The organism is Brevundimonas sanguinis (assembly GCF_029636725.1).
GTDB lineage: Bacteria > Pseudomonadota > Alphaproteobacteria > Caulobacterales > Caulobacteraceae > Brevundimonas > Brevundimonas sanguinis.
On record NZ_CP116770.1, the window covers coordinates 1,475,860 to 1,491,272 of the forward strand.

Below are 15,413 nucleotides of genomic sequence, written 5' to 3' on the forward strand. Positions count from 1 at the left end.
CGTCTGTTGCAGCCATTGATAGGGCGGCGAAGCTGAACGGCTTTTGAGCGCGTCGTTCATCTTCGTTCATGTTTCGATTTTCGCGCGGAAGTCGCTAGAAGCCGCTGCATGATGCAGACGCTGACCATCGCCCGCATGGGCCATCAGGGCGACGGGATCGCCGACACCGCCGACGGCCCGATCTTCGTGCCCGGCGCCTTGCCGGGCGAGGTCGTCGCCGCCGAGGTCAAGGACGGCCGGGCCGAGCGCTTCGACCTGATCGAGGCCAGCCCTGATCGGCGCCCGATCCACTCGCAGACCTATGCCGAATGCGGCGTGGCGCCGCTGCAGCACTGGGCCGAGGAACCCTATCTGGCGTGGAAGCGCGAGGTGGTGATCCAGACGCTGGCGCGCGAAGGCTTGGAGACTGAGGTCGAGGCGGCCGTGGCCACGCCGCTGGCCAGCCGCCGTCGCCTGGCGCTGCACGCGCGCAAGCTGCCGGACGGGCGGGTCATTCTGGGGTTCAAGGCGCGCAAGTCGTGGCGGGTGGTCGAACTGACAGACTGTCCATTGTCGGATCCGCAACTGACGGCGGCTCTGCCTGCGCTCGCCAAGATCGCCGCGCCCTTGCTGGGGCATCCCAAATCGGCGCCGACCCTGCATGTCACCCTGACGGACAGCGGTCTGGACGTCGATGTGACCGGCGTGGAGAAGCGGTCAGGCGGCCTCAATGGAGATCAACTGGCGCTGGCCATCGCGGCGGCGGCGGAGGCCGATCTGGCGCGGCTCAGTCTGGATGGCGAGACGCTGGTCATGGCGCGCCAGCCGCGCGTGCGGTTCGGGCGTGCGTCAGTGCCTTTGCCGCCGGGCGCTTTTCTTCAGGCGTCGCCTGCCGCCGAAGCAGCCATGGTCGCGCGCGCGGTCGCGGCGGTGAAAGGGGCCAAGAAGGTCGCCGACCTGTTCTGTGGGGCCGGAACCTTCACCTTCCCGCTGGCGGAGGTGGCCAGCGTCATGGCCGCCGATTCCGCCGCCGCCTCCATCGCGGCCCTGAAGGCGGGCGTGAGTACGGCCCAAGGCCTGAAGGGTATCGAGGCGCAGGCGCGCGATCTGTTCCGCCGTCCCTTGTCACCCTATGACCTCAAGGGCTGCGAAGCCATCGTTCTGGACCCGCCGCGCGCGGGCGCGTTGGAGCAGACGCAGCAACTGCCCGGCACGAAGGCGTCGGTCATCGTTGGCGTGTCGTGCAACCCTCAGACCTTCGCTCGGGACGCGCGGGTGCTGGTCGACGCCGGTTTCCGGCTGGAGAAGGTTACGCCGATCGATCAGTTCATCTGGTCGACTCATATCGAACTGGTCGGCGTATTTCGGCGCTGATCAGGACGCCAGATCGAACAGGTCCAGTTGCGGTCGGGCGTCTGCCGGGACGCGGAACTGGGTCATGTCGAGCGCATGACGGGGTCCATCCAGCCCATAGCGTTTGACCGCCGCCTTGAAGCGCGCAGCGATCAGTTCGGCGACGGGGCCGGTTCCCTTCATCCGTTGCGACCAGTCGGGATCATAGTCCTTGCCGCCGCGCGTCTGGCGGATCAGGGACATGACGCGCGCCGCCCGCTCGGGGCGGGCGTCGGCCAGCCATTCGCGGAACAGGTCCTTGATCTCAAGCGGCAGGCGCAGGGTCACATACATGGCCGATGTCGCGCCGGCCTTCTGAGCCGCCTCCAGCACCGATTCCAGCTCATGGTCGTTCAGGCCAGGGATGACGGGGGCGAAGCCGACGCCGACCGGGCAGCCGGCGTCAGCGAGGCGGCTGATCGCCTCCAGCCGCTTGGCGGGGGTTGAGGCGCGCGGCTCCATCGCCCGCGCCAGCTTGCGGTCCAGGGTGGTGATGGAGACGAAGGCGGAGGCCAGGCCCTTTCGTCCCATGTCGCCCAGAATGTCGGCGTCGCGCGCGATCAGCACCGACTTGGTGATGATGCTGAAGGGGTGGTTGAACCGCTGCATCACCTCAAGGATCGAGCGCGTGGAAGCTGTCTCGCGCTCGACCGGCTGATAGGGGTCGGTATTGCCCCCTATGTGGATACGCCGACAGACGTACCGGGGCTTTGAGAGCTCTTGTTCCAGCAGACGCGCGGCGTCGGGCTTGAAGAAGATCCGGCTCTCGAAATCCAGGCCCGGGGATAGGCCCATCCAGGCATGGGACGGACGGGCGTAGCAGTAGATGCAGCCATGTTCGCAGCCCTTGTAGGGGTTGATGGAGCGATCGAAGCCGATATCGGGACTCGTGTTCTTGGCGATGATGGTGCGAGCGCGTTCCGGGGACAGGGTGGTGCGAAGCGGGGCCGCCGCCTCGTCCTGATCCGTCCAGCCGTCGTCATAGGCCTCGCGTCGGTCGGCTTCGTACCGACCCGAGGCGTTGGAGCGTGCGCCGCGTCCGTTAATCGCCTTACTCATGACTGCAGGATGCAGGACGAGGTAGAACAAAGCAAGAACAAATAGCGCGACGGGCGACAGGCGCGCCGATCTGCCTCGGATCAGCGTCGAGCGGAGGCGTTAGGCCTGCGGTCGCGGCGTTCGCCGCCGGGGCGGGGGCCTTCGCGCCGCCAGCGGACGGACAGGGAGGTGTCGCCTTCGCCGCCGAACTTAGAGGCCACGGCAAGGTTGCGGCGCACCTGCCACTCCACGCTGACCGCAGCACCGCGTTCTCCGCCGCCGATGACTTCCAGGTAGACGTCGTCGGTGATGTAGCGGCCGCCCGCAACGGTGAGGCTGGAGGCCTCGCCGCTGAAGGACAGGCGGTCCAGCCCGGCCAGTTCGCGCAGGTTGCCGATCACGTCGAAGCCCCCGCCGCCGGCCAAGGACGCCACCGCCGAGGCGAGCTGGGCCGCCTCGAACGGCGACAGCTGCGCCGCCGATCGGCCGAAGAGCACCTGGGACAGGATTTCATCCTGGGGCAGGGCAGGGGTGGAGGTCAGCTGGATCTTGGGTTCGGCCGCGGTCCCGGTGACCTTGATCACGGCGGTGAGCGCCGGGTCTTCGCGGACAGCCTCAAGGTTCAGACGAATCCGCGCGGGGTCGGTCGACAAGGTGACGGAGCCGCGATCATCAAAGACAAAACGCTTGCCTGCAAACTCATAGTCGCCGCGCACGACGTTGGCCGTGCCGGACAACTGGGGATCGGCGATGGTGCCGCGCACGCGCGCATTGGCGGACAGTTCGACGTTCAGCCCGCGTCCGCGCACGTGGATTTCCCGTCCGGTCAGGTTGAGGTTCAGGCCGATCCTGGGACCGCCCCGCGCCTTCTCCTCGGCTTCGACAGGATCGCCGCCGGGGCGGTTGATCTCGACCACGTCCATTTTGACGATGCCGTTGGAGCCGGGCAGGTTCGGCGAGATCTCGGCCTCGTCGATGTTCAGGTCGCCGGTCAGCTGGATGTTGCCGTCGGCGCCGCGCACGGCGGTCAAACGACCGTTGGCGCGGGCCTGTGCGATGTCGTTGTCGATGATGCGGAAGCGCGTCAGCTCCAACCGCAGGGTTGAGGGCGATCCTTGACGCAGGCCGAGATCGCCATTGCCGGACACCTCGCCTTTCAGCCCATCGGTAGCCTGGAACCGCTCTATGACGGCTTGGCTGTCGTTGAAGCGGCTGGCGAGGGTCACATTCTCCAGGCGCAGGCCCGAGGCGCTGTCGCGGAAGGCGCCTTGCGTCATGTCCAGCCGGCCGTTCAGTCGGGGCGCGTTCAGCGTGCCCGCCAGCGTGGCCTGACCGTTCACCTGACCGGACAGGGATTGGGCGCCGCCCAGGAACAGGTCCCAGATCGGCTGGATCTGCCCACGAATAGCCACCTGGCCCGACATGTCCCGGGTCCGGGCGATGGCCAGACGCAAGGGGGCGGCCGAGGTTTCGACCGGCAGGCTGACGTCGGCTGTCGCCTGGACGGCGGTTCCGTCATGGGCCTGGGCGCGCAGGCGCAGGACGTCGCTGGTCAGGTCGGCGTTCAGCGTGCCGTCGACCGCCAGACCGCGCGGCGCGTCGATGCTGCGCAGCTGTTTCAGGTCCACATTGGCCGAGCCGCGCAGAGCGTCGCCTTGGCCTTGCATCGAGATGCGGCCGGTGACCTGACCGCGAAGATCGGGGAGGAGCGAACCCATTTCGACATTGGTCATGTCGGCTTGAATGGCCGCACCCTGCTTGTCCTGCTTCAGCTCGCCGGTCAGGACGCCGCCGCCGACGCCCAGGTCCAGGCGCGCCACGCGGCCGTCGCCGTTGATGGCGAAGACAGCGGGTGCGCGGGTGGTGAAGGCGATGTCGCGCACGCGGCCGCCGCCGCGCAGCGTCAGGCTCTGCGCCGGGCCCTGGCGGGAGTATTCGCCCGCGCCGTTGAACTGGACCGGATTGGCGCCGCCCACGTCGGCGGCCACGGTGAAGGGCAGGCGGTCCAGCGTGCCCTGGCCCTTCAGCGACAGGTTGCGCAGGGTCCAGTCCTGGCCCGTCAGGCGCACGTTGCGGCCGGTCACGTCCAGCACGGCCGTCTGATCGCCCGCGCCCTCGGTCAGGCGCACGCGGCCGTTGGCCTCGCCGGAGGCCAGGAAGGCGCCCTGGCGCGCGGTGAAGGTCAGATCGGCGCTAGAGGGGAAGTTGTTCGACAGGGCCACATCGCCCTGGGCCGTGACCCCGCCGGCGTTCACGTCGACATCCGACAGGCGCAGACGCGGACCGCCCAGATAGAAGTTGCCCGAGGCGCGCGCCGGTCCGTAGTTCGAGCCGGAGGTCAGTAAAATGCGGCCGTCAGAGGCGTCGGCGCCCTTGCGGAAGCTGAGGATCAAGTCAGCGTTGGTCAGGATCAGCCCGCCCGCAGCCACCTTGTCGAAGGCGGCGCGCAGGTCGGCGCGCGGCTGGGCCAGGGTGCCGGTCAGGGCGCCGTCGCCCGACATGGCGCCGTCGATGGCGACCGGGCCGACGCCGAACGGGCCGCGCGCGTCCCAGTCCAGGGCGAGGCGCAGTTTAGAGCCTTCGATACGCCCCTTGGCGCCTGCGCGTCCGGCGGCGCCGGTCAGTTCGCCGGTGTTGATGGAGACGACGCCGTCGTTCAGCGAACCGGCCAGTTGCAGACGCGGTTGGGCGCCCAGCAGACGATCCAGCTCTTCCATGCCGATGGCCATGCGCGAGCCGCGCCCGTCGAAGCTGAGGACCCAGGGCGCGCCGGCTCTTGCCGAGGAAGCGCGGATCGGTCCGCCGAAGGCGCCCCTAGCGCCGTTTCGGATGCGCGACAGGTCTGTCAGTTCGGCGCGACCCGTAAAGTTCAGGCCGCCGTTCAGGCTGCGTCCGCCCGAGCCGGTCAGGGTCAGGCCCTGGCCGCGCGCATCGACCTTTTTCAGCAGCATGGCGCCATCGGCCATGCGGGCGCCCTCCATCTGGATACGCGGCGTCGAGCCCAGGAGCGCTCCGATGATGCCTGCTGACGAACCGCCGACAGCGCGGACGTCTGTCGTCACGTCGATGCGGCCCTTGTTGGCGGCGATATTGACCGGGCCGGAGATACGCGTGGCGCGATAGGAGGCGATGTCAGCGTTGAGCAGGCTGGCGGAGCCCTGCAGGCTCCAGGCCTGAGCGTCGCCCTTGAACACGCCGGTATAGGCGGCCGGACCGGCGACCGGGTTGCCGACCAGACGGCTGAGCGACGGTGTGGTCACTTCCAGGTTGATGCCTTCCGGCGCGGTGTTGTCCGTCGTGCGGATCAGGCCGCGCGCGCTGGATTCGATGTTGTCGGCGTACAGGCGCCAGGCCACGCCCTGATAGCCTTCGCGTTTGGCGTCCGGCGTCATGGCGAAGCCGAAGCGGGCGGTGCGGCCGATGCGCTCGACGAACGGCTGCAGCAGGTCGGAGCCCGAGAAGTCGGCATAGCCCGCGACTTTGGCGCCGTTGTCGCCATAGGTCCCCTTGACCAGTAGGGGGCGGAATTGCCCGGTCTGCACGGTCACGTCGATGACCTCGCCATTCACCACGGCGACGGCCGAGAAGGGCTGGTCGGGAGAATAGCCCAGCGAACCGGCGATCGGCCCGCCCTGGGCCTCGTTGGCGCGCAGGTTGACGCGCAGGTCTTCGGGCTTGTCGCCGAAGGCGGCGGCCAGGCGCAGGTAGTCGCCCTTGCGGTTCAGGCTATAGGCGTTGACGTTGGCGGTCTTGACGCCCTTGCGCGGAATGGCGGCGTCGCCGCTCAGCGTCCAGCGGCCGTATTCCTTGGAGAAATCTTCCATCAATTCGACATTGGCGCTGAAGCGGTCGATGTCGATGGAGATGGCTTGCGGGCCGCCCGGCTCGGTGGGCGCCTCCAACTCAGGGCGACGCAGCAGACGGATCTGACCCGCGCTGACTTCGGTGGCGTGAAAACGTCGCGCCAGAAGGGGCCAATAGGACCAGTCGACGCGCACGTCGGTCGCTTCGAGCCAGACGCCCTTTTCGTCGGTCACGGTGATGCGTTTCAGGCGGAAATCGTTGAACAGGTCGCCCTGCAGGCCTTCGACGTTGATGCGTCCGTAGCGGCTGATCTTCTTGCCGGCGACGAAGCTGGTGATCAGTTCGCGGCCCGGATCGGAAACCAGATACATCCGCCCGCCGACCAGGGCGACGATGACCAGCGCCAGAACGCCAGCCGAAACGATCCCTGCGATGAAGGCGGCCAGCTGAAGCCGGGTGCGTTTGCGCTTCGCCTTTTCAGCGGGCGTGTCGGCGACGTCTGCGCCCGTTTCGTGAGGCGGAGGAGTGTCGGTCAAAACGCCTGGCCGATGCTGATGTAGAGCTGAAATCCCGAATCGCCTTCGCGCTTGTTCAGCGGGAAGGCGATGTCGGCGCGGACGGGACCGAACGGCAGCTTGTAGCGGACGCCGACCCCTGCGCCGTAACGCATGTTGCTGAAGTTCGGCGTTTCCTGAAAGCCGACGGCGCCGCCGTCGACAAAGGCGACAGCCTGGAACTTCTCGCCGATATCGCGCCGCACCTCCAGCGAGGTTTCAAACAGCGACAGGCCGCCGCGCGGACGGTTGTCCGGCAGGCGCGGGTTGATGCTCTGATAGGAATAGCCGCGCACCGAGCCGCCGCCGCCGGAGTAGAACAGGCGGTCAGAGGGCACCGTCAGCTCTTCGCCGCCGATGATCGAGCCGATACGGGCGCGCCCGGCCAGAACCGTCTTGGCGCCGTCCTGCAGCGGCAGATAGGCGCTGGCCTGTCCCTCGGTGCGCAGGAACATGACCGTATCCTCGCCCGTCACGGCGGTCGGCTGGGCCGAAACGGACAGGCGGTAGCCGGTCGTCGGGTTCAGCGGATCATTGGAGCGGTCCATATAGGCGCTGCCCCGCAGGGTGACGATGGCCAGATCCCGGTCCAGGGTGATCGGTGTCTGCGTTTCGGGATCGAAGCGGTATTCCGTGTATCGCCCGGCGTCCACGCCGACGCCGTAGCTGAACCATGAGGTCTTGCCGAGCCGCTGTGACAGGTCCGCGGCCATGGTCAGGGCGCTGCGGTCATAGGCGTCGGTCTGTTCGTTGACGATGAAGGACGACAGTTTCAGCGTCCGACCCGCCCGCCGCCAGTGGGGCTGCGACCACTCGCCGCCGATACGGCTGTCGATGCTGGCGATCCGCGCGCCATACCGCAGCGTGTCGGCGCGGCCGAAGCGGTTGTAGCGGGTGCGGAAGACATCGACGCCGACGCCTTCGTAGGTCGAATAGCTGGCGCCCGCCTCAAGCAGGCTGACCGGCCGATCCGCCAAGGTGACGACAACCGGCCTCAAGCCGTCCGGGCGCGTATCGTCCAGCGACGACAGGGCGACGCCCACGCCGTCATACACGCCGGTGTCCAGCAGGCGGCGCTCAAGCTCGGCGACGTCTTCTGGATCGTAGCGGTCGCCTTCACGCCAGGGGACAAGGCTCTGGACCCAATCGGGCTTGGTCGGCCCGCGCGTGCGCAACTGGATGCCGTCCAGCCGCACCAGTTCGCCCGACGCCACATTGAATCCAGGCTCCACCAGAAAAGTCGCGTGATCCACGACGACGCGGCGGGGCTGGGCGACGGCGTCGGCATAGCCGCGCCGGGTCAGATCGGCGATTAAGCGTCCCTCAGCCGCCAGCACGTCGGCCGCTCGGCCCGGCTCGCCGGGCTTCAGCTTGATGTTCTCTATCACCGCCGCGCTGGTGTCTGCGTCCGGGGCAGGCGCGCTCCAGTTGACCTTGGCTTCTCCCAGCAGGAACCGGCGGCCGGGCGTGACCTCGACGATGGCGACAGGCGTTTCCTCGCCTTCGACCTGATCCTGGACCGTGGCCTGATAATAGCCCTCAGACCGCAGCAGGGCCTGCGCCGATTCCAGCGCCGCCCGCGCGCGACGACGAGCTTCAAAGCGATTGGCGGGCGCGCCGTCGACCTGGCCCACCGCCTGTTCCAGCTGTCGTTTCAGATCGGCGTCGATCTCGCCGCGAATCTGGGCCCTCGGCTCGGCAGCCGCCTGTGTGGCGAAGGCGCACAGGGCCGCGGTGGCGAGAAGGAGGGGGAGCCTCGACGTCAAATCTGAACCCTGTGTAGTGGTGAACGCGCCGCACTTAGCCGTCTACGCCGATGGAATCAGTAAAACAGCGTATCGCTTTCAGGCTGCACCGTCTCCTCGGACGACCGCTGGTCGGGCGGCAGGGCCTTGACAGGCGCGGTCGACGGCGTGTCGGGGGCTTCTGCTGCTGTCGGCGCGGCGGCGTCCTCGGCGGCGGGGGTTTCGGGTTCGACGACCGGCGCGGGGGCAGGGGCCGGTTCCCGGCTAGGCTCCTCGCAGGCCGCCAGCGCAGCGACGCCGCCCAGGGCGACGGCGCCGAGCAGCAGACGCTTCGGAATGAATTGGCTCATGGAGATTCCCCCTTTCAGGGGCTGGAAACGTGAAAAAGGGCGCGGAGGTTCCCGCTCGACACGGTGTGGCTCCGACTCTCTGAACGCAATCTGAACCTGAACGAGGGTTGCGGCGCCTCTTCCAGACCGTTTCCCGCCTGGCATATCGGGGGTGTTTGTTTTCCCACAAATTTTCCGAAATATCGGCTTGCCGGATCAGAAACTCGACCGTATGTTCCGCGCCTCTTCGCAGACGCGATGTGCGCCCCTAGCTCAGTTGGTTAGAGCATCTGACTTTTAATCAGAGGGTCCCCGGTTCGAGCCCGGGGGGGCGTACCACTTCCCACCCAGAAATCATTGCATGGTGAGGCGGCCTGTCGGCCTCGTGACCTGAAACAGCGCCTTGGCGAGACGCTGGTCCATATGTCACGCGCTGAGCGGCAAACGCACCGTGAAGCAGCTGCCCCGGCCAGGGCCTTCGCTGACGAGATCGATCGTGCCTTCGTGCAGTTCGACCAACTGCTTGACCAGGGCCAGGCCGATGCCCAGGCCGTCGCGGGAGCGGTCGTCGGGGCCTTTGGACTGGGCGAACAGTTCAAAGATTCGGCCTTTCAGCTCAGGCGAGACGCCGATGCCGTTGTCGGCGACATTAATTCGGATCTGATCTACCTCGCTGTCGACGGACAGGTGGATGCGGCCTTTGCACGGGGTGTATTTGGCGGCGTTGGCGAGCAGGTTGCTGATCACCTGGGACAGGCGCGTGAAGTCGCCGTGCAACCACACCGGCTCGGGCGGCACGGAGACCGTTAGCTCGTGCGACGCGGCCTCGATTTTCGGGCGGCTGGTGTCGATGGCGGAGTCGATGACGCTTTGCAGGCTTATCCGTTCGCGTTTGAGCGAAATTTTGCCTTGGTCGATGCGGGCGACGTCCAGAAGGTCTTCGATCAGACGCGAAAGGTGATGAGCCTGGACCTCCATGCGGGCGTGAATCACCGCCTTGCGCTCTTCGTCCGACTGGCGTTGCAGCAGCTGAAGTCCGGCGTGGATGGCCATGATGGGATTGCGCAGTTCATGGCCCAGCATGGCGATGAAGTCGTTCTTGCGCCGATCCGCCTCGCGCAGGGCGTTGGCGTAGGCTTTTAGTTCGTCGCGCTGGGCGAGGCTTTCCATGCGCTGGCGATACAGGTCGATGAAGACCTTGGCCTTGCTGCGCAGTATGTCCGCCTCGATCGGTTTCTGGATGAAGTCCACCGCGCCCGCTTCATAGCCCCTGAAGCGGCGCTGAAGGTCGGCGCTTCCAGCCGTGACGAAGATGATGGGGATATGGCGGACGTTCACATTGCCGCGCATGAACTCGGCCAACTGAAAACCGTCCATGCCAGGCATCTGCACGTCGAGCAGGGCCAGGGCGACATCATGAACCAGCAAAAGTTCCAGCGCTTCGTCGCCCGAACGGGCCTTCAGGCAGACGACGCCCTCGCTTTTCAGCAGAGCTTCCAGCGCCAGCAGGTTTTCCTCCAGATCGTCGACCAGCAGGAGATGAATCGGCTGTTCCGTGCTGGTCATTCTCTGTCGAGACCTTTCAGATAGTCGGCGATGCGTTCGAGCGGCAGCACGAGCGCGGCGTTACAGGCCTGATAAGCAGCCTGAGGCATTGCCCGGGCATAGGCGGCCGCCGGGTCCTGCACCAGGGCGACGCCGCCCGCAGCGTGCACCGCCTTGAGCCCGGCTGCTCCGTCATTGTTAGCGCCGGTCAGGATGATGCCGATCAAGCCCTCGCCATAGGCGTCCGCCGCGCTCTCGAACAGCACGTCAATGGAGGGGCGTGAATAGTTGATCGCTTCGTCGGATGACAGGGCCAGGTCGCCGTTTTCTTCAACCAGAAGATGGTAATCGGAGGGGGCGAAATAGACCACTCCAGGACGGGCCGTCTCCTTGTCCTCGGCCTCCTTCACCTTGAGCCCGCATTTGGCCTCGAAAAGAGGCGCCAGAACACTGCTGCGGTCGGCCGGGACGTGAAGGACGACGAAGATCGGCCAGGGAAAGTCTGCAGGCAAGGCGGGCAGCAGGGCGAGCAGAGCCTGGACGCCCCCGGCGGAGGCGCCGATCACCACGGCCCGGTCCGAGGCGCGGCTCATGGCTCGCGTTTCCTGTAGATTTTTTCTTCGGGCACAAACTCGGTGAAGGCGGCTGCGTGCTTCGAAAAGCGCAGGCTTTCCTTAGACCCCACGCCCAGGAACCCTTGTCGCGCCAGAGAATCCTTGAACAGCCCGACGGCCCGGTCCTGAAGACCTCGGTCGAAATAGATCATCACGTTGCGGCAGGAGATCAACTGCATCTCCGCAAAGACGGCGTCCGTGACCAGGCTGTGATCCGAGAAGACGACATTGGCGCGTAGCGACTTGTCGAAGACGGCCCGCCCATAGTCCGCTGTGTAGTAGTCGGAGAGGGATGATCGCCCGCCTGAATTTTGATGGTTTTCAGTGAATTTGCGGATGCGGTCGAGCGGATATATCCCGGCCTCGGCGGCCCTCAGGGCCTCAGGATTGATGTCCGTGGCGTAGAACAGGGTACGGTCGAACAGGCCTTCTTCGCGAAACAGAATTGCCATGGAATAGAGCTCTTCGCCGGCGCTGCAGCCCGCGATCCAGACCTTCAGCGACGGATAGGTGCGCAGGTGAGGCAGAACCTGTTCGCGCAGGGCTCGGAAATAGCCGGGATCGCGGAACATCTCGCTGACCTGAACGGTCAGAAATGCGAGAAGACGCGGCAGCATTTCGGGATCGTGCAGCACGCGTTCCTGAAGAGCCGTCAGGCTGGGCATGTTGAAATGGCTGCGCGCCTGCAACAGGCGACGCTTAATGGACGCCCGCGCGTAGTGGCGGAAGTCGTAATGGTAGCGCTGGTATAACGCTTCCAGCAGCAGGCCGATCTCGATGTCTTCGGTCTGGTGGGGCATGAACGGGCTCAGCGCGGCATCCAGACGCGCACGAGGGACAGCAGCTTGTCCACGTCCAGCGGCTTGGCCATGTAGTCGTTGGCGCCGGCCGCCATGCAGCGTTCCTGATCGTCCGGCATGGCCTTGGCCGTAAGCATCAGCACCGGCAAAGTCTTCCAGCGCGGATCTTTTCTCAGCTCGCGGGTCGCCGTCAGACCGTCCATGACCGGCATCATCACATCCATCAGAACCAGATCGACCGCCTGGGACGGGTCGGTTGATGAGCGCTCCAGCGCCTCCAGCGCCTCCTTGCCGTTGCGGGCGATCTCGACCAGGGCGCCGCGCGGTTCGAGCACATTGGTCAAGGAATAGACGTTACGCACGTCGTCCTCGACGATCAGAATGCGGCGGCCTTCGAGAACAGCGTCGCGGTTGCGGGCCTTGCGGATCATCTTCTGCTGCTCGGGCGGCAGTTCCGAAACGACCTGGTGCAGGAACAGGGAGACCTCGTCCAGAAGCCGTTCCGGCGACTTGGCGCCCTTGATGATGATTGAGCTGGAATAGCGGCGCAGCTGTTGTTCGTGATCGGGCGACAGATCCCGGCCGGTGTAGACGATGACCGGCGGGAAGCTGTGGCCGGTGTCGCGGCTGAGGGTCTCCAGAAGAGAGAAGCCCGAGGCGTCCGGCAGCGTCAGGTCCAGCACCATGCAGTCGAAGGTCTGGGTCTTGAGTTGCTCCAGACACTCTGCGGCGGTGCCTACGCCGACCGTCTCGACGTCGCCGGAACTCAGCAGGCGGCTGACCGCATCGCGCTGAACCAGGTCGTCCTCGACGATCAGGACGCGCCGGACGGTGCGGGTCAGCTTTTCCTCCAGGTTGCGCAGGACCTCGGCGAGGTCCTCCCGCTTCACCGGTTTGATCAGATAGCCGATCGCTCCCAGCGAAAGGGCGGTCTGGCTGTGATCTTCGCCCGAGACGACGTGGATGGGGATGTGGCGGGTGTCGTCGTCGCGCTTGAGTTCGTCCAGAACGGTCAGGCCGGACTGGTCGGGCAGGCCGATATCCAGCACGACCGCGCTGGGGCGATGGCGTTTCGCCAGCTTCAGCGCTTCTTCCGCCGTACCGGCGACGATGCATTTGAAGCCCAGTTCGCGGGAAAGATCGCGCACGATGGCGGCGAACCGGCCGTCGTCTTCGACCACCAGCAGCAGCCGTCGGTTTCCGGCGAGGTTGTCCCGGTCGTCCTCAACGCTCGCGGACAGAGGGCGAGGGGCGGCGGGCCTGGGGTTTGACGCCGCCGGAGAAGGCAGCGGGGGCGCGGCCGCGGGCGCAGCCTGACGCGAAGCCACCCGTCCGGCGTCATAGATCCGCGGGAGAACAAGGGTGAAGACGCTGCCTTCGCCGACGCGGCTTTTCAGCTCGATTCGGCCGCCCAGAAGACGCGCCAGTTCGCGCGAGATTGAGAGCCCCAGCCCTGTTCCGCCGTATTTGCGGCTGATGGTGCCGTCCGCCTGCTGGAAGGCCTCGAAAACGCCCTTCTGCTGCTCGGGTGAAATGCCGATGCCGGTGTCTGAGACCGCGAAGGCGATCTCGTCGCCGGGCAGGGCGGATATGCCCAGTTTAACCAAGCCGCTTTCGGTAAATTTGAAGGCGTTGGACAACAGGTTCTTGAGAATTTGCTCAAGCCGCTGACGGTCCGTCTCCATCAGATCGACGCTCGCATCCACCTCAATCTCGAACGGCAGGCCGCGATCATCGGCGATGGGCTGGAAGGTCTGACGGAGGTCCTCGGTCAGCCGCTGCATCGAGACGGCTTCCGGGTGCGCCTGGATGTGGCCGGCCTCGATCTTGGACAGGTCCAAGATGTCGTTGATCAGGGCCAGAAGATCGTTCCCCGACGACTGAATGGTGCGGGCGTAGTTGACCTGTTCCTCCGACAGGCTCCCCTCGGGATTGTCCGCCAGCAACTTGGACAGGATCAGCAGAGAATTCAGCGGCGTCCGCAACTCGTGGGACATGTTGGCCAGGAAGTCGGACTTGTACTGGCTGGCTTGCTCCAGTTCGCGGGCCTTGAGCGTGAGGGCGGCGGCGCCGCGCTCCAGGTCGTCGCGCTGGGTTTCCAGGATCTGAGCCTGTTCCTCCAGCTGGCTGTTGGTCTGTTCCAACTCGGCTTGCTGCTGTTCGAGGCGGAACTGGGATTCCTTGAGCGCCCGACCCTGTTCTTCCAGCTCTTCGTTAGAGACGCGGAGCTCCTCGCTTTGAACCTGGAGCTCCTCGGATTGGCGCTGGGTTTCCTCCAGCATATTCTGCAACTGGGCGCGATAGCGGGCCGAGCGCAGGGCGGTTCCGATGGCGGGGCCGACCTCTTCGAGCAGGGAGACCAGTCGGTCATCCGGCGCATGGAGGAAGCCTAGCTCCATCACCGCGTTTACGGCGCCGTCAGCCCGCGCCGGGGCGATAACCAGATGGCGGGGCTTATCGCGCCCGAGCGCCGAGCCGATTGTCAGATAGCCGTCCGGCACATCGGTTATGGTCAGGATTTCGCCCTCTGAGGCCACTTGGCCCAGCAGGCCTTCCCGCTGACCAAATCGCTGGGGGACGGAAGCGTCGGAGGGAACGCCGAGCGCTGCGACCCGGCGGTAAAGGCCGCCCTCGCCCTTGAAAAGCGCCGCCGCCTGGACCCCGGTATAGCGACCGAGATAGGCCAGGATGTTGTCGGCGAGCATCTCAAGCGACTGGTCGCCCATCATGGCCGCGGCCAGACCCACCTGGCCTTCATGCAACCACTCCTGCCGCGCGCGGCTGCGTGCAGAACGGCGGATCAGGGTGAAAACGCTTACGCTCAGCACCGCTCCCAACAGCCCGGACAACAGGCCGCTGATCAATGCCGTGCGATAGGCAGCGTCCATTTCGTTCAGGCGCAGGCGCCGGACGCGTTGTTCTTCCTGACGCATCAACGCGATCTGGTCGCGAATGGCGTCCATCTCGCGAAGGCCGTGACCAGAGGACATGCGTGAGATCGCCCCCTGAACGCCTTCGGCGCGGCGGGCTTGAAGCGTGGCGTCCAGCTCGCTCATCTTGGCGGCGAGATGACGGCGTAGCTCATTAAGGTGCGCCTGCTGGGTCGGGTTGTCGCGGGTTAAACCCGTCAACTTTTCCAACTGGTGCGTCAGGTCGCGCGACGCTGCCTCGTATGGCTCGAGGTATTGCACATCGCCGGTCAGCAGATAGCCCCGCTGCCCGGTTTCGGCGTTTTGCGCCGCCGACAGCAGCTCGTCGACGGCGACGATCACCTCGTGGGTGTGAATGATCTGCCGGTTGTTTGCGCGCAGAACATCGACATTGCGCCACGCGACAAGGCCGGTAGCGAGGAAAAACGCCAGGACGAGCGCCATTCCGAGCGTCGCCAGTTTTTCCATCTTCGACCCTGCGGACGGACGGCTTGGTGATTTCATTACGAAGAGCCTCTGTGACGACCGTGCTCGAGCCCCATCCGGGCGCGTCACCGACGCAGCCATATCCTAGGATGGATTCGACGCACAGTACTCGATGCACTTGCGCGGCTGCGCGCTGTCAAAAAGCAGGGCGCCAAATGATCAGAGGCAGCTGTCTGGCGTGCCGGAGGGTGTCGTGA

Annotated in this window: 9 protein-coding genes and 1 tRNA gene; 2 read left to right on the forward strand and 8 right to left on the reverse strand. The window is 65.9% G+C overall.

The features are described from left to right. Nucleotides 1-111 precede the first annotated feature (111 nt). On the forward strand, nucleotides 112-1,353 hold the full coding sequence (locus tag PIB44_RS07445; protein ID WP_278070970.1) for a class I SAM-dependent RNA methyltransferase: 1,242 nt from the start codon (nucleotides 112-114) through the stop codon (nucleotides 1,351-1,353). Here the strand turns inward: PIB44_RS07445 and PIB44_RS07450 are convergent, their stop codons facing one another. From PIB44_RS07450 to PIB44_RS07465, 4 genes are all read right to left on the reverse strand, one after another. Then, nucleotides 1,354-2,430 (reverse strand): PA0069 family radical SAM protein, encoded by a 1,077-nt coding sequence (locus tag PIB44_RS07450; protein WP_278070916.1) that lies wholly within the window; start codon nucleotides 2,428-2,430, stop codon nucleotides 1,354-1,356. It lies immediately after the preceding gene. Nucleotides 2,431-2,510: 80 nt separating this feature from the next. Beyond that, complete coding sequence (locus tag PIB44_RS07455) at nucleotides 2,511-6,749, reverse strand: translocation/assembly module TamB domain-containing protein (RefSeq protein WP_278070918.1); 4,239 nt, start codon at nucleotides 6,747-6,749, stop codon at nucleotides 2,511-2,513. Then, the gene (locus tag PIB44_RS07460; RefSeq protein ID WP_025976821.1) at nucleotides 6,746-8,533 is read right to left on the reverse strand and encodes an autotransporter assembly complex protein TamA; all 1,788 of its coding nucleotides are present in this window, start codon (nucleotides 8,531-8,533) and stop codon (nucleotides 6,746-6,748) included. The genes PIB44_RS07455 and PIB44_RS07460 overlap by 4 nt, the downstream gene beginning before the upstream one ends. Before the next feature lie 56 nt (nucleotides 8,534-8,589). Then, complete coding sequence (locus PIB44_RS07465; RefSeq protein ID WP_278070919.1) at nucleotides 8,590-8,862, reverse strand: hypothetical protein; 273 nt, start codon at nucleotides 8,860-8,862, stop codon at nucleotides 8,590-8,592. Between the two features lie 241 nt (nucleotides 8,863-9,103). Here PIB44_RS07465 and PIB44_RS07470 point away from each other — a divergent pair. After that, a tRNA-Lys gene (locus tag PIB44_RS07470) sits at nucleotides 9,104-9,180 on the forward strand. 87 nt (nucleotides 9,181-9,267) lie between these two features. On the opposite strand, the gene PIB44_RS07475 is transcribed toward PIB44_RS07470, so the two are convergent. Genes PIB44_RS07475 through PIB44_RS07490 form a run of 4 tightly spaced genes read right to left on the reverse strand, consistent with a single transcriptional unit; the run spans nucleotide 9,268 to nucleotide 15,198 of the window. Further along, nucleotides 9,268-10,407, reverse strand: coding sequence for a hybrid sensor histidine kinase/response regulator (locus PIB44_RS07475; protein ID WP_278070920.1), 1,140 nt, complete (start codon nucleotides 10,405-10,407; stop codon nucleotides 9,268-9,270). Next, nucleotides 10,404-10,955 carry a chemotaxis protein CheB gene (locus PIB44_RS07480; RefSeq protein ID WP_318035489.1) on the reverse strand — a complete coding sequence of 184 codons (552 nt, stop codon included), beginning with the start codon at nucleotides 10,953-10,955 and terminating at the stop codon, nucleotides 10,404-10,406. Before PIB44_RS07480 ends, PIB44_RS07475 begins: the two co-directional genes overlap by 4 nt. 20 nt (nucleotides 10,956-10,975) lie before the next feature. Further along, complete coding sequence (locus PIB44_RS07485; protein WP_025976825.1) at nucleotides 10,976-11,800, reverse strand: CheR family methyltransferase; 825 nt, start codon at nucleotides 11,798-11,800, stop codon at nucleotides 10,976-10,978. Nucleotides 11,801-11,808: 8 nt separating this feature from the next. Next, nucleotides 11,809-15,198 carry a response regulator gene (locus tag PIB44_RS07490; RefSeq protein ID WP_278070922.1) on the reverse strand — a complete coding sequence of 1,130 codons (3,390 nt, stop codon included), beginning with the start codon at nucleotides 15,196-15,198 and terminating at the stop codon, nucleotides 11,809-11,811. Nucleotides 15,199-15,413: the final 215 nt, after the last annotated feature.

What these genes read in the sequence shown, in the direction of transcription:
- PIB44_RS07445 (WP_278070970.1), top strand. Translation starts at nt 112, where the DNA reads ATGCAGACGCTGACCATCGCCCGCATGGGCCATCAGGGCGACGGGATC.
- PIB44_RS07450 (WP_278070916.1), bottom strand. Translation starts at nt 2,430, where the DNA reads ATGAGTAAGGCGATTAACGGACGCGGCGCACGCTCCAACGCCTCGGGT.
- PIB44_RS07465 (WP_278070919.1), bottom strand. Translation starts at nt 8,862, where the DNA reads ATGAGCCAATTCATTCCGAAGCGTCTGCTGCTCGGCGCCGTCGCCCTG.
- PIB44_RS07475 (WP_278070920.1), bottom strand. Translation starts at nt 10,407, where the DNA reads ATGACCAGCACGGAACAGCCGATTCATCTCCTGCTGGTCGACGATCTG.
- PIB44_RS07485 (WP_025976825.1), bottom strand. Translation starts at nt 11,800, where the DNA reads ATGCCCCACCAGACCGAAGACATCGAGATCGGCCTGCTGCTGGAAGCG.
- PIB44_RS07490 (WP_278070922.1), bottom strand. Translation starts at nt 15,198, where the DNA reads ATGGAAAAACTGGCGACGCTCGGAATGGCGCTCGTCCTGGCGTTTTTC.